This window comes from Bradyrhizobium sp. USDA 4506 (assembly GCF_054058795.1).
Genome location: NZ_JBSSBM010000002.1, coordinates 8562334 through 8584594, shown reverse-complemented (window position 1 = coordinate 8584594; position 22261 = coordinate 8562334). Strand labels below are relative to the sequence as shown.

The window sequence follows — 22261 nt, the reverse complement described above, 5'->3', positions numbered from 1 at the left end:
TGTCAGCCTCCCGGCGTCGCGTAGCTTAACACCAAGCCGTGCATGAGACGTGACCAGCCGTCGATGGTGACGAACAGAAAGAGCTTGAAGGGAACAGATATCACCGTAGGCGACACCATCGACATCCCCATGGCCATCAAAATCGTCGTGACGATCAGGTCGATGGTGATAAAGGGAAGATAGAGAAGAAAGCCGATTTCGAAGCCACGCTTGAGCTCCGAGATCAAGAACGACGGCACAAGAATTGCAAAATCATCAGCCGTGGCGCTGCCGCGCATCTCTTCCGACCAGACATGTTCAGTCGAGGACAGGAAAAACCGGCGCTGCTCTTCATTGGTGAACTTCTTCAGATGGGTGCGCAGCGGCTCCTGCCCCTCCTTGGCGGCCGTCACCCAGTCATCAAACGTTTGGTAGCGAAGTTGCGGATCCGTCAGGCGGTTGTAGGTTTGCTCGAAAACCGGGGCGCTGATGAAGACGGTCAGGATCAGTGCCGCGCCGTACAGGACGATGTTAGGCGGTATCGACTGGGTCCCGAGGGCGTTGCGCACCAGGAAAAGAACAACCGAGACCTTTATGAAGGCGGTCGTTGTCACGACTGCGAAGGCGAGCAGGCCGAGACCGACCGTGATCGCAAGAAGCGCGAGAATGCTGGGTTGAATGTCAGTCATTGACCGCCAACCTGCCGCGCAACCTGACGGCAAGTTCCTCGCCGATCCGCACGATATCGCCGCGGCCGATACGTTGGCCGTTGGCAAGGATATCGACGGGGCCGTCGAGCGGCCGGCCAAGTTCGAACACATGGCCTTCGTTGATGCTTCGCAAAGTTCCCAGCGGCATCGGCCAGCGGCCGCATTCGAATACGAGTGTGATCTCGAGAGCGTCAATATCGGCCTCGGAAGGGAGCTGCTGCGCTTCGGTTTGTGTCGTCATGTGTCCACTTTTCAGGGGGTGGGTTTGCAAGCGGAATGGCCCCCGCAGGACCAGCCGGTCGCCGGCAATCTCGGCAGGGGCCCACAATCGGTCGGCGGTGAGGATGAGTCGGCCCCGAGCAAGGGGAATTTCGTCCGGCAGCAGCGCATCGCCTTGCCGGGCCTGACGAACAAGGCCGATTGTGACCCGGAGCGAGCCAATCTCGCCTGCAACGATGACAGGGAGTTCAGAACCAAGCTTGGGCGTCTGTCGCGGCAATCGGCCAAGCAGTTCCCCAAGGGCGGTGAACGCGGGCGGAACTGGACCGTCCAGAGACGAGAACAGGAGCAGGCGCGCCTTGCTCGTGAGCGGACCATAGGCGACGTCGAATTCCAGGTATGGGCCTGATTTCGTCGCTTCATCGGTGCGGATAAGCTGCAAATGCCGCTGCATTAGTCTCTCCAGGGAGGACAGCAACGGTTCAAGCGCCAGTTCAAGAACCAGCGAACGCGTCGGCTCGGAAGGTAAAGTCAGGCCATTCTGCACGGTCGCAATCAGCACTTCGGCAAGCGGACCAGGTAACGATAGGACGAGCTTTTCGCCGCCAGCATCAAAGACGCAGTCAAGCATCGATGTCTCAGGCGGCTCGACCTGCCAGACAAGCCGGTTCATACGCAGCGATAGCGGCTTATCACCGAGACGGCTTTGCAGAGGTCCGCGGAAAGCTGCGACCTCATTGAGCCACGAGACCACAGCATGAGAGAGGGTCAGCGCCGGTCTGAATGGTGCGGATCCACCCGGCCTCTGTATCGCAGGCGGCGCCTGCCCATCACGGCACGTCCGCGCCGGCAAAGGAGAAACGGCCATCAGCTCGGCTCGCCTCCCCTTTGGGCGGGCGCGCCTCTCCGATAGCGAAGCAAGATCTCATCATCGGCTTCGATTTCCGCCGCGGCTTCAACATGAGCATTGGTGATGCGCGCAACGTCACGCCCGATCTCCTGCCATTTGTGGCACGCCGCCGAACGTTTGGCCCAAAGCGTCCGCGCCTCAAGGACCGCTGCCTCGGCTTGATCTTGAGCGGTGCGCGCCTCGTCAAGAACCCGCTGCGCCGCCGCGATGTCCTCTGTGAGCCGCCCGATGATGAGATGATGGCGGCGCTCGAGTTCGCTGACGGATATCGCATCGGCCGATAACATCTCCCGATAAAGCTCAGTTTCGACCCTTGCACGGTGTCTTTCGGCATTTGCAAGCTGCTCCGAAGCTCGTTCGACGGCTTCACCTGCGACGCGGCGCTTGGTTTCCATGCTGGACAGTTCACGAAGGGCACTCCGCTCCCTCATGTCCTTCACGAGCCGCAATTTCGACGCCTGAACGAGATTCAGGCGGTCAGACGCGACATCCATGCGACTGTCTCCTCAAAGTTGCATGCCTCGTCCTGGCCCTGCCGCAGGAACGCCCGCAACTCCTCGATCGAGGCGATCGCCCGGTCGGTCAGCGGATCGGAGCCTTGCTTGTATTCGCCGACCTTGATTAAGAACTCCGCCTCCGCGTAGCGCGAGAGCAGATCACGAAAGACGGACGCCCCCTTTCGATGCGGCACAGACACGATCGCATCCATGACGCGGCTTCGGCTCGACAGCACGTCGATCGCCGGAAAATGCTCTCGCGAGGCCAGCCCGCGCGAGAGAATGATGTGGCCGTCAAGAATGCCGCGTGATTCTTCTGCGATTGGATCGCCCGTACCATCACCTTCGACAAGTACGGTATAGAAGGCCGTGATGGAGCCATGCTCGCCCATGCCGGCGCGCTCCAACAGGCCCGGCAGCAGCGCAAAGACGGAGGGCGGAAATCCGCGCCGGGTCGGAGGCTCTCCTGCGGCAAGGCCAATTTCGCGCATCGCGCGGCTAAAGCGCGTCAAAGAGTCCATCATCAGGACGACGCGAAGTCCCTGATCACGAAAATACTCGGCAAGCGCCGTCGCCATATGGGCGCATTGTGCCCGCTCCATCGCCGAACGGTCGGATGTCTCAACGACGACGACCGAACGGCGGAGCGCCTCGCCAAGATGACGCTCGATGAATTCACGCACCTCTCGGCCGCGTTCGCCGATCAGCGCGACAATCGTGACGTCGGCGGCTGCGCCTTTGACGATTTGCGACATCAGCGTCGACTTGCCGCAACCGGCGTCGCCGTAGATTCCGATCCGCTGGCCTTCTCCACATGTCAGAAGCCCATCCAACACACGAACGCCGAGCGGAAAAGGCTGTTCGATATCGCGACGTTTCATGGGATTGGGGGCCTTGCCGCGCAGCGGGCGAGCCTCGCCAGCCTTGATTGGGCCCTTACCATCGAGCGGGCGGCCGAAACTGTCGATCACGCGGCCGAGCAAGTCGGGGCCGACTGGCACTTCCTGCATTCGCCCGGTCGTGACGACTTCCGCCCGGTTGGACAACCCGACCATGTCGCCGATCGGCGTGAGTAACACCCCGTCCGGCAATAGACCGATCACCTCCGCCTCGAGCGACCATCCGCTGCGGGGATCCCGCAAGAGGCATAGTTCCCCGACCCGGGCCTCCGGCAAGACGGCATGGAGCAGCGTGCCAATCGCCCGCGTGATCCGCCCACGGACGGCACGCGTATCGATATGCGTGGCGGAAGATCTTAAGGATGAGAGTGCGGCGTGGACAGCCCCCTCTTCAGCCGTGGCATCGTGGGTCGGTCGTTGCGTGGTCACGGCTCACCTTCCTGCGAAGACAGGCCAAGCCCCAGCCGAAGCGCGCGGAGCTGTGCGGCAAGTCCGAGATCGACATTGCCAAACTCGCTCCACAAAACGCATTGGTCCGCCGCCAGCGCCGGATCCGGCTCAATCCGGACCTTGGGCCGACCGTCCTGTCCGTTGTAGGCGGCGAATTCCCTGGCAAGCAGATCGGCTTTCAGGGGGGACACGTGAAGGTAAACTTCTGTGTTTTTGTACTTTTGCTCGATCGCATGACGAACACTGCGCACCAGCATCTCGCCCGGATCAAAGGCGCCAATCAAATCGCGCACGATCTCAATGACCAGTTCGGGCAATTCCCGTTCCAGAACGGCCTTTCGCTGCGCGAGTTCGCAAGCAGCCTGCGCAATCAACTGCGCCATCTCCTCTGCGCCCGCCTTTACGCCCTCAGCATGGCCGCGCGCCCGCTCGCGCTCATATGCTTTGCGCCCCCAACTGCGAACGCGCTGCAGATGCCACTCGGCAGTGGCCCGCGCGTGTATGGCGTCATGCCAGATCTTGAGCTCGGCCGCCGGAATAAGGGGGCCGAGCGGACGGATCTGCGGCGCCACGGGCAGTGCTGGGACGTCGACTGTCATACCGCGGCAGCCTCCATCCCCAAATGGGAAACGACCAGGGAAAGCAGTGGATCTGCGACACTGCGATGCTCAGCCGCGGGATTGTCCACGGCGGTCCCAATAGGCAGACGTAGAAGCACGCGGATACGGTCAAGCGCCGGAGCCTCGTCAAGCCAGGCGCCGAGGCAGGCATGTCCATCGTGTTCAATCTGTCGCGACAACTGTTCCGGATCGGCAACGGGCGTCGTTGCAACCGCCGCGGATAGATGCCGGATGGCGAAAACATGCGCTTCAGCACCGATCATCGCGACCAAAATCGAAAGATCGCGCTTTGAAACCAGCTTCAGGACGGAGCGTGCATGCCAGATACTGCCCGCGAGCAGGGCAGCCCGACGCGGATCATGTCCGAGCAGAAGGTCGTCGTTCCAGCCAGATCCGCTCACATCCACTTCGCTGCCGAGCAGCAGTTCGGCCAGTCTTGGCTGCAGCCTGGAACTCTGCTGTAGTCGGAGTAATGTCGAAGGCGACAGCAGCGGATCAAGACCCGCAGCAAGACGGCTCGGATGGATCGAGGCAGCAAACTTGCGCAGCCGATCGGAAGCTAGCGGGAACGAACGATTGGGTTCGGTGGGTGATATTGATGCCGACATGAGCGTCCCGGCTATGTCGCATCAGACGTGATCTTTTTACCAGCAGCCTGGACAGCGGGCACATTCGAACGCCTGCCGAACATGATCAGTTTGCGCGATGATTGCCCGAACTGACGAAGACGCGCGCCAAGCAACACATAAGATGCAATGACGAATGTGGCGCCGGCGCCCCCCACCCCGAGCGCAAGCCACGGAGTTGAAGCCGACTTTGCTGATTGAGCCGAAGCGGCTGCCGGCGGCGCCGGCTGCTCAAGTGGAGCCCGCTCAACCGGCACGAAGACCACCGCCACCTTGTCGTAAGACAGCCCTTCGATGCTGTTGGCGACGAGCATCTTGATCTGAGGCAACAGCGCCGAGAGCCTCGCGTTCGAGCCATGCCGGATGAAAACCGACGCCGAAGACGGGGTCGCATCTTGCCGCAACAGATCGTTCTTCGGCAGAACCACGTGCACGCGGGCGGAAAGGACGCCATCGATATCGCTAATGGTGCGCGACAATTCTTCGCTCAGTGCATAAACGTAACGGGCGCGCTCCTCGATCGGGGAGGCAACGAGGCCTGATCCTTTGAACACCTCGCCAAGATTCTTGAAAGATTGGCGCGGCAGCCCCTCAATATTTAGCAGGTCGATCGAATACGCGAGCTGCCTTTCCTCGACCTGGATCGTGCTGGTTCCGTCCTTGGCGACAACACGAACGGCATCGATACCCTTGCCCAGGAGAAGCGCAAGCATCTCATTGGCCTCACGCTCCTGAATCTTGCTGTAGAGATCAGCCTTGCAGCCGATCAACGGAAGAAGAAGCGGCAGAGCAAGGCAAATGCGAAGCTGCCGCCACGATTGACGGCCGCCGTTGCCCCCGCTGTGCATCGCACCAGTCATCAGCTTCACTCAGCCCGCCGATAGCAGCTTGTTCAACGACGAGCTGACGGCACCGGTGCTTTTGGAGACGAGGGAAACCTGAACGGCACCACTGTAGACATCCCTCAGATTCACCACCATCGCATCGAAATCCGCATCCACCGGCTTAACCGCCGCATGCGCGCCGATGTCGACCGGTTGCAACAGCGGCTGCGCGGCAGGTCCAGGCTGCATGCCGTTCGGCGCAGACCGCGCGCTGCCGGCCGCCGGAGCAACGGCATGGCTGTGGTACATGTTGGAAAGGACTTGAAGGACGCGGTCGCCCGATGGACTCGCCAGCGTACTCGCGCGCTGCACTTCCGATACCGTCGGAACCACTGCGGTCCTATCTGCAACTGATGAGGCGACATCCTGATTGGAGGCCACTTGGCCAAGAGACTGCTCAAAGCGCGCCTGCTCGCCGGGAGCCGCCGGCGAGCAGGCATTGGAAAGACAGTGGGCTGGACTGGGAGAGATCGGCGTTGCGCCTAACATCATATAAGGAGTCATTGTGCTCGTTGATAAGACTAGGCGTTGTCGACCGATGAACGGATCAAGCGTAGATTGGTGAGCTGACGAAAACCTGACGAAAAACTACGCTGGTTGCGTCCTCTAAAGATTACGTTGACTTCCAAGCCGGAACGAAATTCCAGGTTGATTCTCAGGCGGAAGGCCTTCGGGATGCTTAGCCTCCAAGATCCGAATGGAGAAGAGGACTTCATTCGTCTCACAGCGTTGGACCCAACCCTTTAGCCCGAAGATCCCGCTGAAGATCGCCCCGCAGACTTTGGGGAAGATCGGACTACTCGCTAACGACCATAGCCCGTGCCTCGGCAGGGAAGGCGAAAACCTGACGAACGATCACCAGTCCGTGCTTTTCTCGCTTTTGGCCTCTCCGCCTTGCGTTGTACGGGGCCACGAAGCCTTTGGCCAAGATGCGTAAAGCTGTTCCGTCGGCCCTTCTCAAAAAAGACGGCGAGCGCGCAACCCCTCCTTCCCAAGCCGCATCGCAGGCCTCGATGCAAGCAGCCTCGACATCGATTACGTCTGCACCTCAAGCGAGCGCAACTTGGGCTTGAGTGCATTTGCGCATCGGCACGTCAACGGACGCAGTTTTCTTCGATCGGTTGCCCTATACCGCGCGTCTCCGCTCATCCCGCCGAGAGCCTTGTGATAAGCTCTGATACCGGTGGAACCGTTAAATGGTCTCACCGCCTCCAATTTGGCCGATCGATGCCGAACGCCGATGCCCACCCATCATGATTTCCAGCGGCGTAAATCATGCCACTGATGTCCGCTGCGCCCCTCTCAAGCAGCGGCGGAGCCTCCTTTCGCGAACGCCCGGGATGTACGAGCGGACGCACCAAAGCGCTGTTCCGGCTGCCTACACGCGGCCGAAAGCTGCCCACACCCCGTCTTCGCCGTCCCAGCTGCCGCGGCTCGCCGCCTTGGAGTACTCCGTGGCGCGCTGCTCGAAGAAATTGGCGTGCTCGACACCATTGAGAATCTCGACAAGCCACGGTAGCGGATGCGTCTTGAGCTGGGTGAATCCGCCTTCCTTGGCCTCGAAGAAGCCGAAGACCGGGCCAATCCGCAGTTGGGTCAGTCGCCAGTCGGCGACATAGCGGACGTAGGCGTGGATCTGCTCAGCTCGCATGCCCTCGATCTTGCCGAGGCCGAAGGCGAGGTCGACGAAGTTCTCCTCCAGCTTCACCATGGTCTTGGCGACGTCGACGATGTCGTCACGGACAGCGCGCGTCACCGCGCCGGTTTCGCGGTGCCATTCGTGAAACAGCTTGATGATACCCTCACAATGCAGACTCTCGTCGCGCACTGACCAGCTTACGATCTGTCCCATGCCGTTCATCTTGTTGTGGCGCGGGAAGTTGAGCAGCATGGCGAAGCTCGCGAACAACGCCATGCCTTCGGTGAAGGCGCCGAACATCGCCAAGGTCCGAGCGACATCGGCCACGCTGTCGACGCCGAACTCGTGCATGTAGTCCGCCTTGGCGCGCATCTCGTCATAGCTTCGGAATGCGTCGAACTCGGTCTTGGGCATGCCGAGCGTCTTGAGCAGCAGCGCATAGGCGTCGATGTGGACCGTCTCCATGTTGGTGAAGGCCGCCATCATCATCTGAACCGTGAGCGGCTGGAAGATCGGGATGTAGCGCTTGAGATAGTTGTCTCCGACCTCGATGTCCGACTGAGTGAAGAAACGAAAGATCTGGGTGAGCAGTGCGCGCTCGCTGGCGGTGACGCGCTCCGACGCCCAGTCCTTGAGGTCGGCGCCGAGCGGCACCTCCTCGCCCATCCAATGGGTCTGCTGCTGGCGCTTCCAGAACTCGTAAGCCCAGGCGTAGCGATCGACGTCATAGCTGCCGGTCGAGTCGAGAAGGCCGACGCGCCCCTTGCCGATCAGCGTCCGTGGATCGACGGACGAGAGATCGATCACTGACATGCGAGGCACTCCTCATAGTCGGTGCGCGGCTGCGGTGGCGCGGCCTTGTCGCCGTCGCCGATCCTGCCGGCGAACGCCGCGCGCGAGATCGATTTTGAACGGCAGTAGTAGAGGCTCTTCACCCCGTGCTTCCAGGCCGTCCAGTGCAGCATGTGGAGGTCCCACTTGTCGACGTCAGCCGTAAGATAGAGGTTAATCGACTGGCTCTGGCAGATGAACGCGGCGCGGTCGGCGGCAAGCTCGACGATCCAGCGCTGATCGATCTCGAAAGCGGTGCGAAAGACCGCTTTCTCGTGCTCTGACAGGACGTCGAGATGGGCGACCGACCCCTCGTGCGCGATGATCGAATGCCAGGTCGCCGAGGTGTCTACGCCTTTCGCGGCCAGCACCTTGGTGAGATGCGGATTACGCACCGAGATGGCGCCTGACAACGTCTTATGGGTGTAGATGTTGGCCGGGATCGGCTCGACGCAGGCGCTGGTGCCGCCGCAGATGATGCTGATCGAGGCGGTCGGCGCGATCGCAATCTTATGGCTGAAGCGCGCCATCACGCCGCGTTCCAGGGCATCCGGGCACGGGCCACGCTCGCGCGCGAGCGTCACGGATGCCGCGTCGGCATCGCGACGGATTTTTCGGAACATGTTCAGATTGAAGGACTTGGCCATGACACTTTCCATTGGAATGCCCTTGGCCTGCAGGAAGGAGTGGAAGCCCATGACGCCGAGGCCGACGGAGCGCTCACGCAGGGCGGCGTAGCGGGCACGCTTCATGCCGTCCGGCGCCACCGTGATGAAGTGGCTGAGCACGTTGTCGAGGAAGCGCATGACATCCTCGATGAAGATGGGCTCCTCACTCCACTGGTCCCAGGTCTCGAGGTTGAGCGACGATAGACAGCAGACCGCGGTGCGCTCCTCGTCGCGATGATCGATGCCGGTCGGCAGGATAATTTCGCTGCACAGGTTGGAGGTCGAGACCTTGAGGCCCAACTCGCGCTGATGCTTGGGGAGCGCGCGGTTCACGGTGTCGATGAACAAGAGATAAGGCTCGCCGGTCTGGAGCCGGTTCTCAAGGATGCGTTGCCACAGCTGGCGGGCATCGATCTCGCGGACGACCTCGTTAGTCTTCGGGCTGCGCAGAGCGAACGCGGTGCCGGCGCCCACGGCACGCATGAACTCATCGGTGACGTTGACGCCGTGATGCAGGTTGAGGCTCTTGCGGTTGAAGTCGCCGGACGCCTTGCGAATCTCGAGGAACTCCTCGATCTCGGGATGGTGAATATCGAGATAGACCGCCGCCGAGCCGCGCCGCAACGAGCCCTGGCTAATCGCCAGCGTCAGGCCGTCCATGACGTGGATGAACGGGATGATGCCTGAGGTGACCCCGCCCTTTACTTTCTCGCCGATCGAGCGAACATTGCCCCAGTAGGTGCCGATGCCGCCGCCGTTGGAAGCAAGCCAGACGTTCTCGTTCCAGGTACCGACGATGCCTTCGAGCGAGTCCGACACCGAGTTGAGGAAGCAGGAGATCGGCAGGCCGCGCGTGGTCCCGCCGTTGGAGAGCACCGGTGTGGCCGGCATGAACCACAGCCGAGACATCGCATCATAGAGACGTTGGGCATGCGCAACATCGTCCGCGAAAGCGCAAGACACCCGCGCGAACATGTCCTGGTAAGTTTCGCCGGCGAGCAGATACCGGTCGCTCAACATCAGCTTGCCGAACGACGTCAACAGGCCGTCGCGCGACGGATCGAGCGTAAGGTCGGCCGGCTTTGGCGATGGCGCGAGGGGCCACGGCAGTGGAGCCGGCGATGGCGAAAGGGGCACCAGACACGGCTCAGGCGCGATAGGCTTTGCCTGCGCTAGGCGCGGCCGCACACTCGGCGGCGCGACGAGATGACCATGCTGATCGAAATCGTAAGACGGCGACATCGGCAACCCCGCGATGTTAGACGCTGGGGCCCGCGCGGACGACTTGCGAGGAGAGCTGGCAAATGTCCCCGGCTGCAAGCGACCCACCGGGGCACCCCGCCCGAGGACTTTCGTTCAGTCGCGGCAGGTCTCCTGGCTCGCGGGTCGCTACGGCTGTCGGCCTTCCCGGCGCTGTGTCGCGCCAGTGGCCTTGATGACACCCGCTCGCCGCTTACAGTTGCGGGGGCAGCCCCGGAGTAGCCGTTTCGGCGCACCGGGTTCCCTCTTAGCTTCCGACCTACAAGATGTGGGGAACGGAAGACCGTGACTGGCTAGACATAGGCACCACTCGCCGGGATTCGTCAACTGGAGAGATCAAGATTTAGAAGGAGGCAAAGACATGCTGACCGCCCGGCCTACTCTATCACCGCTGTCGCTTCCGCTGCAGGTGAGATGCCGTTGGCGGCATGTCCGGTTTCCGTTAAGCTTGCGCATGGTCAAGGAAATTCTGGCCCGCGCGTCGCATTGATGAGATCTATGAACCGCGCGTCAGTGGACAAGGAATTCGGCAAGGCGCTCTCCGATCTGAATCGCAGCGCTCCCGCTCCCTGCGACAAATGGCATCTGGACGAAGTCGTTATCCATCGCCCGGCGAACAGAATCGGCTCTGGCGCGCCGTCGACCAGAATGGCCTCGTTTTCGACGTCTTGATCCAGCGCCGAAGAGACTCGCGCGCTGCACAATAGTTCCTAACCCGTCACGGCTCCAGCCCGACCTGCAAGCCCTCCTTACCTTCAACATGAACGTAACGGGGTCCGATCGGCCGTCCCCTGCCGCTGGCGACGGTGACAACGTCTTCGAGAGGCGTGGCGCGCGCATCCGCCTCGGGGCGAGACAAGATCAGATCGGCGTGAAACAGCCCCTCCGATTCGAGACCGGTGGCATCCACGCCAAGGGCCGCCAAGCTGGCCAAACAACTTTCAAACTCTTCAGCATCGCGAAAGCGACGCTGGATAAACGTCGCGCCGGTAAGACGTTCTGTCACAAGACCACGCTTTGCGAACGTCGCGGCCAGCGACTCAAATGGGAACATTCGTAGCACGAAGGAGATGATCCATGGTTGCTTCTCTGTCGCATCGAGAATCTCGCTGAACGTCTTCTCGGTAACGTAGCCGATGCATCCGGTCGACATGATAACATCCACGGAGCGGAGAATGCGCGCGCTGTCCGTCGATAGCGCCTCCTTTTCAAGGTCAGCGACAATGCCCTGCTCCAAGAGGCCAACACTTTTTGCATAGCTGACCGCCCGTGCTGACACATCGAGGCCGACAAAGCGCGCCAACCCGACATCAGGCCAGGCTGCATAAAAATTGCGATCGAGACTCACGAGTGTCTCAGAACTGATCGCTCTCATCTCACGCCGGGCGTAGCGGTGACGCAAGCCCCCGAAGGTCAGCGGAAAGCGATGCACCGCTGCGTTGATGCCGTATGAACAACCAACATCGAGCACGACGGGCTTAAGGCCGGTTGCCGAAGCTTTCGCTGCCAGGATTTGGCGCACAACCGGCTCAGCCACGTCCGGGATCATATAATCCAGGTCTCCGAGGACCGAGAAATATGCCCTCGGATCATCCGAAGCATAAATATCGTGGAATATAGCTTTGGACCGATTGATACGCGAAAAATCTATCCGCAACGCAATGTCTCCCATCTCATTTGCAAGCAACTCGACGGCTGTTGCCTTCGTACCCGCCCGCACTTGTATATAGGGTATATAGATCGGTCTTACATCCGCCGATGCGATAGCAGAAGCGGCAAACGGACAAGAGCATCAAACCACTCTCCCGCCGTCGCGGCGTGAGCGATCCTGCCGTTGTGTGAAGAACCTATCAGCCCGCTCAGCCCGCCGATAGAAGCTTGTTCAGAGATGAACTGACGGCGCCGGCGCTTTTGGAGATGAGCGAAACCTGAATGACGCGATCGTAAACATCCCGCAGATTCGTCAAGGCCGAATCGAAATGGTCGCCACCTTCCGGTTTACCTGCCGGCTGCACCTCGACTTGCTGCGAGCGTAAGACCGGCTGCGCGGCCGGCCCGAGCTGAAGACTCTTCGCAGGATCGGGCTCAGCGACAATGGTCGACGGGACCGCACCCGCAGAAGATGGTTTGCGCCGGTGGATCGCAGAAATATTCTGCAGGACGCGATCGCCAAGCGGGCTCGCCGGCGTGACTGTACGCTGAACCTCCGACAGCGCCGGAGCTGGCGGGCGATCGGCTGCCGAAGAAGCCGCACCTTGCTTCGAAGCAGCCTGCGCAAGACTATCATGAAACTGGTCCCGCACCGCTGAACAGCCGCTGGAGAGACATTCGGCCGGGTTGAGAGCGATCGAGGCAACGGCAGGCAACATGAGAAGAACCGTGTTTGTCACGTGATGAGATTGGCAGCTTCGTGAGCGCGAATGGGCCAGTACCCTAGAGAAGCGAGCTGACCGAAAGCTGACGAGCGTTCGTCACCTGATGATCACGGTTGGCCTCCATTTAGGAAGAAGCATCGATCTCCAAATTTGGGACGAATTTTGGTGTCGATCCTGTCGTGAAAAAATAGCAGGAATCATCCGATCTCGGAGGCTGTCATCTTGAAGAAAGTGCTATGTGCTGTTGTTTTCATCTGCTTGAACGTCGGCAGGACGCTAGGCGCGCCGCTGACGCTGCCATCGACGCCTTACAGTTACACGGTTCTGGATCAGGACCTCGCGGCCGCACTGCAGGAATTCGGCAACAATCTGAATATCCGGGTCAATGTAAGTACTGAGGTGAAGGGGCGGATTCGCGGGCGGATACCGGAGCTCCCACCGCGAGGGTTTCTCGACCGCTTGATCCATCTTTATAACCTTCAATGGTACTACGATGGGCTGGTGCTTTACATATCCGATGCCCACGAGGCGCAAAGCCGACTACTGGTCTTGAATCCGATAAGCTTCGATGCATTCAAGACGGCACTCGATGCACTCAGCATCTCAGATGAGCGTTATATCGTGAAAGCTGCACCAGGAGATGGTCTCGTCTTCGCCTATGGTCCGCCTCGATTTATCACACTTGTGGAGCAAACGCTGAAAGGACTGCTGGCGGAGACACAGGCACGGCAGAGTACGGCCGGTGTCGACAGGTCGCCGCACGAGTCGGTTCTGATGCTGTTTCGGGGATCCTCAAGCACGGTCATTCGCGACGGACGACCGGATGCCACTGCTTCGCCGCAGGCACCGCATCAAGACAGCCCGGTCCATGCGACCAATTCTGGCCGACAATGAGTCGATCACAAAAAGTCGCTTGCGAAGAAATTCAGTGCGTCTGTGCATACTCTCCGCTTTTCGAAAGCTGGTGCTGCCAGATATGAGCGCGCCGGTGTTGAAACGGCGAAGCAGTCGCGTATCGTAACGACGCTACAGGCTCCGGGCAACAGCTGTCCGAGCTAGAAGGTAGCGGCATTCCAGATTGCGGCTTGCGGATTTATTCCTGATGCGAATTGCCTCGAAGATTCGTCATGCGGATGAAATTCGTCGAAGGATGAGAGACGTTCCGCTGTCAGGTGTAAACGGGCTTCAACGCGCCAATAAGCGACATGCACGGTCAATCCAAGGAGCTTTGAGCAGAAACTGACGGGACCGCATGAAGCGGACGAACTTAACTAGGATCTGATTTGGCCGAAGCTGGCAGCCGCGCCGTCACGCGCCGAGCCATCATTGGATGACGGCGAGCGGTCCAGTTCCCGGACGTCCCGCCAAGGACCACTGGTCTCCACTCACCCAGCCTCCACATTCCTTAGATCGACATCTTGAGAAGCTGCAATGTGATGTCGGGCAGGCATCTCCGGACGACAACCTTCGCCATCGTGGGTGTGCCTCACACGGCCGAATGGCAAGGAGAAGACTTATTCGTCTCAAAAGTCGCTAGACCCGCTCTTGGGGCCAGTTTGTGTCCACCCTTCGAACACCGGGTGACCCAACGGTTATCCCGCACTGAGCCCGGGACATGGATTCGATGCAGGGTCGAACGAGCGCGGCGGCTAAGGACGAATAAAAGAACAAAGGCCCGGGCGTCCGAGCTTTGATGTTTGTCAGAGCAACCTGGGTCCGCTCAACGCCTTTGACGATCGAGTTTTTCGAGGACTTGGTCGACGACCGGTATCTGATCCGACCATGCTGGATGCGCGGCTCAGAGGGCGCCAGCACTTTTTGGCGCAGGCGCGGGGTGGCTACTGCGAAATCAGCGTCCACCTTGAGATGCTCCGGAGCTCTTGCGAGATTGTTGGATCAAATCAACGAATGCTGCGGATAGGCAAACGTGAGGCCGTTAATTCGCCGACATGGCACCAGGCCGGGCGAACGCAACCAAACGAATCTGGCACCGGCATTGAAAATACGTCCAGCCTTGTTGGCAAGGCCAATTCATCAATCACCTTGAAATCGTCTATGCGCCGTCAGCTTCTCGAAAGCTTGTCCGTCCTACCATACGGCGTGAATATCTAGACGGCGGTGTTCCCATGGATAATCGCGGAACTGAGCGCTGGAGCCGCACTGAGCAACCGGATGCAAGTCGTAGCACCTGTTGAACTCTGTCGATCAACATTCCTTGTTCGTCGCGATCTCGGGGCGCGTTACGTGACCGTCTTGTGGGTGCACTCTTATATCGGAGGACGTATAATGTCAGTCGACCTATCGCCAACCGCCAGTTCAACTGCGGCTTTGCCCGGAATGCCCGCCCCGCCGTCTTCGGCGCAGGACTTTTCCAGCTTTCAGGCGATGCTGGCCAGCCTCTCGTCGAAAGACACGACCAACGATCATTCCGCACCGCAGGAGCCGGCCCCCACAGACGCAGCCAAGCAACTGACGGAGGAGCTCACGCAGGAGACGCGGAATATCCTGCCACCAGAGATTAGGGCAGCACTGGATGCATATCAGCATGACCCACAGCCGTCCTGTGCTGCGAGCAGCCCAATCATTGCGGAGGCACCCGTACAAAGCTCAAGGATCACCTGGAACGGTGGCACGCTGACTAATGCGGAACTGCATATTGTCTCTGTGCTGAACCGCCACAAGGACAAATGCCCGCTTGATTGGAAGTCTTTGGGAGATTTGGCCAACGATCCCTCGACACCGCCGGATCTAAAGGCGGCGATCGAGGCACTGCAACAGGACCCGGAGCTCTTCTATGCGATCGGTTCGCAAGGCGACGGCCGCTGTGGCGGCAAAATCAAAGCGGGCGATCTCTGCGGCTTTTCCGATCACCACCCCCAAGTTGCCGCGTTCCAGGAGCAGCGGGCGCAGACCTACGAGCAGAACTACATACCATCCGACGGGACCGGGAATGGTGAGCCATCGGTCATGACCCTGACCGACGCCCTGCGCGAACTCTACCGCTATTCCGATAACCTGCCCAAGAACTTGAGCCTTGCGGATTTCAGGCACATCGTGGACGGCAACGCCGACATTGGCAAATGCCCCCCACAGGTCCTCGCGGCGGCTCAATATTTTCTCGACCACCCGGACCAATGGAAGCAGTTGTACGGCGGCTCGATAGATCAGGTCCACAAAGAGGACTTTCTGCAGGTCGCCTCATCATCGATGAGTCTCACTCGCCCCGAGCTGGGTACACTAAACACGATCAACAAGAACCAGGACGCTTTCTTTGGAAATGGCGTTCTGACCCGGGAAAAGCTCGTGAGTATGGTGGACGACAAGAGCCTTTCTCCCGAGGTACGACAAGCGGCCTCCCAGCTGCTCTCGGATCCTGTGCTGTTCGGGTTGATGAATAACGCGATTACCGGCTACAAAACCCACCACAAGTTTTTCGACTTCGGCGGCGGCCATACGGTTGATTCCGGAAACATCAGCAGAAACGATTTCAACCAGTTCTTCAACAACATGTCTGGCGCGAACCGCGCCGCTCCGCAACTGAAGACGCATGCCGCTCGAACGCCGGCCGAACAGGAAGCCACCGCCGACATGATGATTGGCGTGGCAGACCAGCCCGACATCAAGTCTCCCAAGAAGAACGGCGGCGCCCTCATGCACGCACTTGATGACGTGCTTAAGGTAGGCTCGAAGGTGCTCGACTGGACAGCGACGGCCGTTGGTGTACTCGGCTTCATTCCAGGGCTGGGCGAACTGGCCGATCTTGCTTCAATGGTGATCGAGGCCGAGGCGCAAGCTGCAAATCTTCTGCACACCGCGATCAGCGGCGGCAACATAAAGAAGGCGCTGGAGGAAGCCGGGCTCAGTCTTGCGGCCCAGGCCGTGGGCTGCATCGCCGGCCCCGAGGTCAAGATAGCGATTCGGGAAGGCTTGGTGAAGCAGGCAATTCAAGAAGCGGCGACGGCCGGCATCAACCTGCCGGTGTCGATGGCTCAGTCCTACGCGGAGGACTATCTGAATAACCTGAAGGTACGGATTGAATCCGAGCGCACGCAAGCTGCAGGTGCCTACGCCTAGCGGCGCTATCGACACAGAATAAAGCTGGAACAAAGGTTAGCTTGCGAGGCCACGGCGCGGTTAGGTCGCCCGCGCCGCGCAGGTCCCGCAAGCTCCGCCAGCATATTTGATGCTTACAGCGACGAGCGTATTTTGTCGCTCGCTAAACCGGCGCATTTGTCGGCTGTCTCGAGCGCCCGACGGGCATTCTCACATCGCGTGCGCCGCCGCGAAGGTCTCGCCGCGCTGATTGCGCCGCCCATCGCGGACGGTGAACTTGTCGATGCCTTCACCCCGCCACAGACCGGACGGAGCGGCGAACCTGACCAGTTTAGTCGTCGGATCGAGAGCACATTAGTGGACGTGACGCTCAAGGTGCTTGTCTCCAGCGCCTCCTGATCGCTGTCAGACAAAGCGGATCAATTTTTATGGATCTGCCACGAGCGGAACTGGAGGATCGCTCTTCGTTGCTGACTCGCATGAGCAACTTTAACCTGCCGCAGCGCCCTGGGGCAGGATCGAGACAAAACGCTGAGTGGTTCGAGGCAAGTAAATTGCCGAACGGCTTGTGAGTAGTCCCGGCGGGTGGCCCCCGAGATTGGGCCACGTCAAAGCTTAAGCCCATTTTATCCGTCCTGGCGCTTACACTCAGTTCATTAAAGCTGCGCTTTGATGAACAACCGGCTTGCCTGATCAAGTGCCACATAGGCGATCTCTTGCACCAACTCTCTGATCTGCAGCCTTCGCCGGCACACTGCCGACATATGAGGCGGCCTGTCCAAGCAGCATCAAAGAGATCGGCTCATTTTATTTCTGAGGCTCGTCAGCTTGTCGAAAGCTAATGCTTCCATAGTGGACGTGACGGAGACTGCTTCCTCCGCACGAACGAAGTTTGAAGTAGGAGAACCCCGATGCGCATTTCCAGCTCAAACGCCGCTGGGCATCTTGATTCTGACCTCCATGCGACTGGCGGCGGCAAAAAGGGATCTCGGGCCCCTGGCGAGCACGATGATCATGGCCAATCGCCTGGTGCAGGAGTTCCCGCAAATGGCGGCACGTCTGGTCCAGACGCTGACTCGCAAGCCGCTGCTATGCAGCAAGCGTTCAACGTCGCCCTCGGCGCCGCCGCTATGCAATTTGTAAGTAGTGAAATGGGTCGTTTCGACGACGCCATGGCCGAGACAGAGCAGGATTCCTGACCTCGCATGTTGCGCGTCAGGAAAATCGGAGCCGCAAGGCGCGGCAATATTCGAATAAACAGGAGAAAAAATATGACTGATAAGGTTGGTGCTTCTCATAGCTCGACTGCGGGTGGCGCAGCTGGTACCGCTACTGCAGCCGCTGGTTCCGCCGCTGCCGAAGCTGCGGGAGAAGCGGCATTCAACAGGCAACTCGCCGCCCTGACCGCCAGCAGCACGAAGGCTGCTGAAAGGGATGTAGAAGTTCGCGTCGTCTCGACAGAGCTTTCGACCGTCAAGAAGGCGGCCGACGAGCGGGTGCAATAACGGATGAAGCGGGACGGCGTTATATCCTCCCGCTTTTGCCGGCCGCAATGATCTGTGAAGTCGCAACGGGCCGTACGGCTTTGCCGTACGGCCTCGTTCTTCGTTCAGGAGGCGACCGTGAATGAATCAGCTTCCTCGCTTTTCGAAGTGTTGTCGGGGTGTTATTCCGGGCTGACCGGCAAAGCGGGGGGCGGCTCTTGCTTGATTGGCAGCAGCCTCGATGCTGATCTGGTCTTCATCGAGCAAGGCCTCGAACCGCACCATCTTCGCGTCAGCTGGCATGTCAGCTCGATCGAGATCGAGGCCCTTGCCGCGGACGTCGCGATCGACGGCCGCGACCCTATTTCGCCAAATGAGACCGTTGTTGTCCCTCTTCCTGCCGTCATCCATATGGGCGCGATGTCCATTCGCTGGTCGATCGAAGGCTCTCAAAAAGCCGGCTCTACCGGCCGCTGGCATGTACCGATTACCGCGCTCACCTTGGTCCTGATCAGCTCCGCCGCAGTTGGCACCGTCTCAACGGGCCTTGTCCGGTCCGAAGGCGCCGCAGCACTGAGCACTTCGTCCCCCGCCACGGACATTGGCCCCAAAGTCGCGCTCGCCGCCCCTGATGCTCCGGCCACCGACGCAGCTGCTCAACGGCTGCAAGAGGAAGTTGATGCAGCGGGCCTGCTCGGTATCAAAGTCGGTTCTGGGCCGGGCGTTGTGACCGCCGATGGCACCATTCCGCCTGCCTCGCTCGCTAAATGGCGGGAAGTCCAGCAGCGGTTCGATGTCCAAAGCAATGGTGCTTATACGCTCGTCAGCGCGGTCGCCATCAAGGAGGAGAAGACGCTCCCCGCGATTGCCGTCCAGGCAGTTTGGCGCGGAAACGATCCTTATCTGGTCATTGCTGGTCAAAAGTATTTCGTGGGCGCGCTCCTGAGCAATGGATGGACCGTAAAGGAGATCGAGGACGGACGTGTGCTGCTGACACGCAATGGCCAGCTAGCTGCTCTGTCCTATTAGAGTTTTAGCCCGCGGGCAACGAAGGAACGTTTCATGACTAGGCTGCCGCAGCGGTCCGTAGAGCCTGGCACCGCCTTTCAGGGAATCAACAACGAGCATCATGCACCTGTCATCGCCCCGGCCGCACCTCAGGCCAGCAGCCTCGGCATCGACAAGGTCCATGGAAATGGCGGCAATGGTCACACGTCAGTTGTCCAAGACCGAGAAGCGCAGGAGCGTTTGGCTGCCAACACGATCGATAACGCGCTCGAACTCAAGTCAATCGATCCAATCTCGCGGATCAATCCCACCGATGCCACCGAACACGCAGGTAAGATCGAAACGAGTTCGGAACTTGCCTGGCTGAACGGCCCCAATCTCGCGGATAGCCTGCTCTCCTTCATCACGCCCCGCCTGCGTCATTCGCATGTTGTGCGTCCAGAACAACACGGCCTTCTCCTCGAGCGGCTGGCTGATGCGCTGTCAGCCGCGCCAGAGGGCTCGGTGGCACGCGAAGGGGCCGCGCTTCTGCAGCTAGAGCTGCGGCGCTTAATCCTGCTTCGGCAGAATCACAACGGCTTGATCCAGGGCTAGCAATGCCAGATCCGCGCGGAGTGCAACACTTCACACCTGCCCAGTCGTCGCATGTTTCCAAAACCGATGGGGTGGTGCCGATCTCTGGGCCCGAGCGCGATTTGCTCTGCGCGCTTTCCTATGTCCACCTTGCGTGCGGGCAGAGCGCACACAGTCTGGCTCTTATACGGCCCGTCGTTCACGAACATTCTCAAGACGTCGAGCTGCTTCGTATCCTCGCCTATGCTCTCATCTCAGAGCGCCTCGGCGAGGAAGCGCTATCGGTACTGGACAGGCTGGACGTGCTTGATGATCAGCCATCGTCGCGCCTGCCATTGCTGCTGCTGCGCAGCCATGCTCTGCGTCAGGCTGGCCGCATGGTCGAGGCGCAGGCCACTTTCAAGCGCTATGTTTCATTGCGGGGCAGCACGGCTCCGGTCAAACGATAAGGCTTTGCATGGCCAGGCACCTACGAAATCTCGTCGCCCGCGCGCCGTCTCACCCGGATTTGATGGTCGCGTTGATGCTGCTTCTGGCGATCGGAATGATGATCATGCCGATCCCAATCGTGGTGCTCGATATGCTGATCGGCTTCAATCTTGGCTTTGCCATATTGCTGCTGATGGTCGCCCTTTATCTCAATACGCCGCTCGACTTTTCGTCGCTGCCGGGCGTCATCCTTATCTCCACCGTCTTTCGTCTAGCCCTTACCGTTGCAACGACGCGGCTGATACTCGCCGAAGGCGATGCCGGCAGCATCATCCATACGTTTGGCGATTTCGTCATATCGGGCAACATCGCCGTCGGAATTGTCATATTCCTCATCGTGACCATGGTGCAGTTCATGGTTCTCGCCAAGGGTGCCGAACGCGTCGCAGAGGTGTCGGCGCGCTTCACGCTCGACGCCCTGCCTGGCAAGCAGATGGCTATCGACGCGGAGCTGCGCAACGGCCACATCGATCAGCACGAAGCCCGCAGCCGGCGCAGCGCGCTGGAGCGAGAAAGCCAACTTCACGGGGCCATGGACGGCGCTATGAAATTCGTGAAGGGCGACGCTATCGCCGGCCTCATCGTCATCTGCATCAACATGCTGGGCGGCATCACGATCGGTTCGCTTTCGAAGGGCATGTCCCTTGAGGAGGCGATGCATCAATATACCATCCTGACTATAGGCGATGCGCTCATTTCGCAGATTCCGGCCTTGCTGCTCTCAATTACAGCCGCGACCATCGTCACTCGCGTCAACGGTCCCTCCAAGCTTAATCTTGGCGCCGATATCGTCAACCAGCTTACTGCCAGCACACAAGCGCTACGGCTGGCCGCCTGCGTCCTCGTTGTGATGGGGCTTGTTCCCGGCTTCCCCTTGCTCCCCTTCGTCATTCTGGCCGCACTCTTCTGTGCGGCGAGCTTTCTCAAGGTTGGTATGCAGGATGGCAAAGCGGACATCAAGACAGGCGCCGGTTCGACCGGTTCGGCTCCCACTTCCGCGCAGGGTCAGAAGCAAACCGTGCCTGCGGAAGCACTTCCGATCACGCTCCTGCTAGCACCGAACCTGACACAAGCGATCGACAAAGCAGACCTCGAGCAGGGCATCGGACGGGTTTCGGCACTGGTCTCATCTGATCTTGGCATCACAATTTCACGCATTCCAACCAAGGTCGACCAGCAGTTGGCGGATTCGCAATTCAGGGTGGATGTCGAGGGAGTGCCCGTCGAAGTGGACAGCCTTAATCCGACACAACTCTTGCTCAACGACGACGCCGTAAACATTGAATTGAGCGGAATCCCCTTTCGGCAGGACCCAGACACGAACCGGATCTGGATCGAACAAGCTCATGCTCCTGCTCTCAAAGCAGCCGGAATAGGCTATCACCGTGCAAGCGATGTGATCGCTTTGCGGGTCCAGTCGACGTTGAGGCGCTATGCCAAACGCTTAGTCGGCATTCAGGAAACCCGTCAGCTGCTTGGCCGGATGGAGCAAGAATATGCTGATCTCGTGAAGGAGGTGCTACGCACGACGCCGATTCCCCGCATCGCGGACGTCCTGCGCCGTTTGCTGGATGAGGGCATCCCGATCCGCAACACTCGCCTAGTCCTGGAGGCGCTCGCAGAATGGAGCGAACGGGAGCAGAATGCCGTGCTGCTGACCGAATATGTCCGCTCCGGTCTGAAACGGCAGATCTGTCATCGCTATGCCAACGCCCATCGTGTTGTCGCTGCCTTCATCGTCGAGCGCGAAACCGAGGATATCGTGCGTGGTGCCGTGCGCGAAACCGCTGTCGGTCCCTATCTCGTTTTGGAGGATCGGCAAAGTGAGATGCTGCTTTCACAATTCCATCAGATCCATGCGAGCCTCGCGCGGAGTCAGAGCCAGCCAGTCATTCTTGGCTCGATGGATATCCGGCGTTTCGTCCGCGGCTTCCTCACCCGCAACGGGATCGATCTGCCAGTTCTCTCGTATCAGGATCTTGCCGCGGACTTCACGGTCCAGCCGATTGGCTCCGTCAAGCTTTCCGCGGGCAAGGACAAGACCTCCACAGGAGAGCATCGCGATCTCCTCCGTGCGGCCGGCTGAC

The 22261-nt window shown here is 59.9% G+C and carries 20 protein-coding genes, 1 pseudogene and 1 riboswitch; of the genes and pseudogenes, 9 read left to right on the top strand and 12 right to left on the bottom strand.

Annotated elements, in window-relative coordinates; genetic code table 11:
- Nucleotides 1–2 precede the first annotated feature (2 nt).
- The 10 genes from sctR to ACVIHF_RS42540 form a co-directional block, all read right to left on the bottom strand.
- Nucleotides 3–668 (bottom strand): type III secretion system export apparatus subunit SctR, encoded by a 666-nt coding sequence (sctR, locus tag ACVIHF_RS42585; RefSeq protein WP_310879804.1) that lies wholly within the window; start codon nucleotides 666–668, stop codon nucleotides 3–5.
- On the bottom strand, nucleotides 661–1662 hold the full coding sequence (sctQ, locus tag ACVIHF_RS42580) for a type III secretion system cytoplasmic ring protein SctQ (RefSeq protein WP_456794187.1): 1002 nt from the start codon (nucleotides 1660–1662) through the stop codon (nucleotides 661–663). Before sctQ ends, sctR begins: the two co-directional genes overlap by 8 nt.
- 113 nt (nucleotides 1663–1775) lie before the next feature.
- A complete protein-coding gene (locus tag ACVIHF_RS42575; protein WP_456793888.1) occupies nucleotides 1776–2312 on the bottom strand; it encodes a hypothetical protein in 537 nt (178 codons plus the stop codon).
- Complete coding sequence (gene sctN, locus ACVIHF_RS42570; RefSeq protein WP_456793887.1) at nucleotides 2288–3643, bottom strand: type III secretion system ATPase SctN; 1356 nt, start codon at nucleotides 3641–3643, stop codon at nucleotides 2288–2290. The genes ACVIHF_RS42575 and sctN overlap by 25 nt, the downstream gene beginning before the upstream one ends.
- On the bottom strand, nucleotides 3640–4263 hold the full coding sequence (gene sctL / locus ACVIHF_RS42565; protein ID WP_456793886.1) for a type III secretion system stator protein SctL: 624 nt from the start codon (nucleotides 4261–4263) through the stop codon (nucleotides 3640–3642). The genes sctN and sctL overlap by 4 nt, the downstream gene beginning before the upstream one ends.
- Nucleotides 4260–4892 (bottom strand): nodulation protein NolU, encoded by a 633-nt coding sequence (locus tag ACVIHF_RS42560; protein ID WP_456793885.1) that lies wholly within the window; start codon nucleotides 4890–4892, stop codon nucleotides 4260–4262. Before ACVIHF_RS42560 ends, sctL begins: the two co-directional genes overlap by 4 nt.
- An 11-nt stretch (nucleotides 4893–4903) precedes the next feature.
- Nucleotides 4904–5770, bottom strand: a complete 867-nt coding sequence (gene sctJ / locus ACVIHF_RS42555; RefSeq protein ID WP_456794186.1) for a type III secretion system inner membrane ring lipoprotein SctJ — start codon at nucleotides 5768–5770, stop codon at nucleotides 4904–4906.
- A gap of 9 nt (nucleotides 5771–5779) precedes the next feature.
- Entirely contained in the window at nucleotides 5780–6298 is a 519-nt protein-coding gene (locus ACVIHF_RS42550) for a nodulation protein NolB (RefSeq protein WP_456793883.1), read from the bottom strand.
- Between the two features lie 874 nt (nucleotides 6299–7172).
- Entirely contained in the window at nucleotides 7173–8246 is a 1074-nt protein-coding gene (locus ACVIHF_RS42545) for a ribonucleotide-diphosphate reductase subunit beta (protein ID WP_456793882.1), read from the bottom strand.
- Nucleotides 8237–10069: a ribonucleoside-diphosphate reductase subunit alpha gene (locus tag ACVIHF_RS42540; protein WP_456793881.1), complete on the bottom strand. Its 1833-nt coding sequence runs from the start codon at nucleotides 10067–10069 to the stop codon at nucleotides 8237–8239. The genes ACVIHF_RS42545 and ACVIHF_RS42540 overlap by 10 nt, the downstream gene beginning before the upstream one ends.
- Before the next feature lie 210 nt (nucleotides 10070–10279).
- A riboswitch (cobalamin riboswitch) is annotated at nucleotides 10280–10495 on the bottom strand.
- Nucleotides 10496–10553: 58 nt separating this feature from the next.
- On the opposite strand from ACVIHF_RS42540, the pseudogene ACVIHF_RS42535 reads away from it, so the two are divergent.
- A pseudogene (locus ACVIHF_RS42535) lies at nucleotides 10554–10896 on the top strand (DDE-type integrase/transposase/recombinase); the annotation flags it as partial.
- 14 nt (nucleotides 10897–10910) lie between these two features.
- On the opposite strand, the gene ACVIHF_RS42530 reads toward ACVIHF_RS42535, so the two are convergent.
- Entirely contained in the window at nucleotides 10911–11864 is a 954-nt protein-coding gene (locus tag ACVIHF_RS42530) for a class I SAM-dependent methyltransferase (protein ID WP_456793880.1), read from the bottom strand.
- 187 nt (nucleotides 11865–12051) lie between these two features.
- Nucleotides 12052–12561 (bottom strand): nodulation protein NolB, encoded by a 510-nt coding sequence (locus ACVIHF_RS42525; protein WP_456793879.1) that lies wholly within the window; start codon nucleotides 12559–12561, stop codon nucleotides 12052–12054.
- A 225-nt stretch (nucleotides 12562–12786) separates the two neighbouring features.
- Between ACVIHF_RS42525 and ACVIHF_RS42520 the strand changes: the two genes are divergently transcribed.
- From ACVIHF_RS42520 to sctV, 8 genes are all read left to right on the top strand, one after another.
- A complete protein-coding gene (locus tag ACVIHF_RS42520) occupies nucleotides 12787–13461 on the top strand; it encodes a nodulation protein NolW (protein WP_456794185.1) in 675 nt (224 codons plus the stop codon).
- Nucleotides 13462–14952: 1491 nt separating this feature from the next.
- Nucleotides 14953–16641 carry an HrpF/NolX family T3SS translocon protein gene (locus ACVIHF_RS42515; protein ID WP_456794184.1) on the top strand — a complete coding sequence of 563 codons (1689 nt, stop codon included), beginning with the start codon at nucleotides 14953–14955 and terminating at the stop codon, nucleotides 16639–16641.
- A gap of 890 nt (nucleotides 16642–17531) precedes the next feature.
- On the top strand, nucleotides 17532–17819 hold the full coding sequence (locus tag ACVIHF_RS42510) for a hypothetical protein (RefSeq protein ID WP_310879793.1): 288 nt from the start codon (nucleotides 17532–17534) through the stop codon (nucleotides 17817–17819).
- Between the two features lie 72 nt (nucleotides 17820–17891).
- Nucleotides 17892–18125 carry a hypothetical protein gene (locus tag ACVIHF_RS42505; protein WP_310879792.1) on the top strand — a complete coding sequence of 78 codons (234 nt, stop codon included), beginning with the start codon at nucleotides 17892–17894 and terminating at the stop codon, nucleotides 18123–18125.
- A 117-nt stretch (nucleotides 18126–18242) separates the two neighbouring features.
- Complete coding sequence (locus ACVIHF_RS42500) at nucleotides 18243–19133, top strand: SctD/MshK family protein (protein ID WP_456793878.1); 891 nt, start codon at nucleotides 18243–18245, stop codon at nucleotides 19131–19133.
- A 33-nt stretch (nucleotides 19134–19166) separates the two neighbouring features.
- Nucleotides 19167–19706: a hypothetical protein gene (locus ACVIHF_RS42495; RefSeq protein WP_456793877.1), complete on the top strand. Its 540-nt coding sequence runs from the start codon at nucleotides 19167–19169 to the stop codon at nucleotides 19704–19706.
- Nucleotides 19707–19708: 2 nt separating this feature from the next.
- Nucleotides 19709–20134, top strand: coding sequence for a histidine kinase (locus ACVIHF_RS42490; protein WP_456793876.1), 426 nt, complete (start codon nucleotides 19709–19711; stop codon nucleotides 20132–20134).
- A gap of 8 nt (nucleotides 20135–20142) precedes the next feature.
- A complete protein-coding gene (gene sctV / locus ACVIHF_RS42485; RefSeq protein ID WP_456793875.1) occupies nucleotides 20143–22260 on the top strand; it encodes a type III secretion system export apparatus subunit SctV in 2118 nt (705 codons plus the stop codon).
- Nucleotide 22261 lies beyond the last annotated feature (1 nt).

Excerpts from the sequence above, each read along its gene's own strand:
- sctR (WP_310879804.1), bottom strand. The coding sequence starts at position 668 with ATGACTGACATTCAACCCAGCATTCTCGCGCTTCTTGCGATCACGGTC.
- ACVIHF_RS42575 (WP_456793888.1), bottom strand. The coding sequence starts at position 2,312 with ATGGATGTCGCGTCTGACCGCCTGAATCTCGTTCAGGCGTCGAAATTG.
- sctL (WP_456793886.1), bottom strand. The coding sequence starts at position 4,263 with ATGACAGTCGACGTCCCAGCACTGCCCGTGGCGCCGCAGATCCGTCCG.
- ACVIHF_RS42560 (WP_456793885.1), bottom strand. The coding sequence starts at position 4,892 with ATGTCGGCATCAATATCACCCACCGAACCCAATCGTTCGTTCCCGCTA.
- sctJ (WP_456794186.1), bottom strand. The coding sequence starts at position 5,770 with ATGACTGGTGCGATGCACAGCGGGGGCAACGGCGGCCGTCAATCGTGG.
- ACVIHF_RS42550 (WP_456793883.1), bottom strand. The coding sequence starts at position 6,298 with ATGACTCCTTATATGATGTTAGGCGCAACGCCGATCTCTCCCAGTCCA.
- ACVIHF_RS42545 (WP_456793882.1), bottom strand. The coding sequence starts at position 8,246 with ATGTCAGTGATCGATCTCTCGTCCGTCGATCCACGGACGCTGATCGGC.
- ACVIHF_RS42530 (WP_456793880.1), bottom strand. The coding sequence starts at position 11,864 with ATGGGAGACATTGCGTTGCGGATAGATTTTTCGCGTATCAATCGGTCC.
- ACVIHF_RS42525 (WP_456793879.1), bottom strand. The coding sequence starts at position 12,561 with ATGTTGCCTGCCGTTGCCTCGATCGCTCTCAACCCGGCCGAATGTCTC.
- ACVIHF_RS42515 (WP_456794184.1), top strand. The coding sequence starts at position 14,953 with ATGCTGGCCAGCCTCTCGTCGAAAGACACGACCAACGATCATTCCGCA.
- ACVIHF_RS42510 (WP_310879793.1), top strand. The coding sequence starts at position 17,532 with ATGCGCATTTCCAGCTCAAACGCCGCTGGGCATCTTGATTCTGACCTC.
- ACVIHF_RS42505 (WP_310879792.1), top strand. The coding sequence starts at position 17,892 with ATGACTGATAAGGTTGGTGCTTCTCATAGCTCGACTGCGGGTGGCGCA.
- ACVIHF_RS42495 (WP_456793877.1), top strand. The coding sequence starts at position 19,167 with ATGACTAGGCTGCCGCAGCGGTCCGTAGAGCCTGGCACCGCCTTTCAG.
- ACVIHF_RS42490 (WP_456793876.1), top strand. The coding sequence starts at position 19,709 with ATGCCAGATCCGCGCGGAGTGCAACACTTCACACCTGCCCAGTCGTCG.
- sctV (WP_456793875.1), top strand. The coding sequence starts at position 20,143 with ATGGCCAGGCACCTACGAAATCTCGTCGCCCGCGCGCCGTCTCACCCG.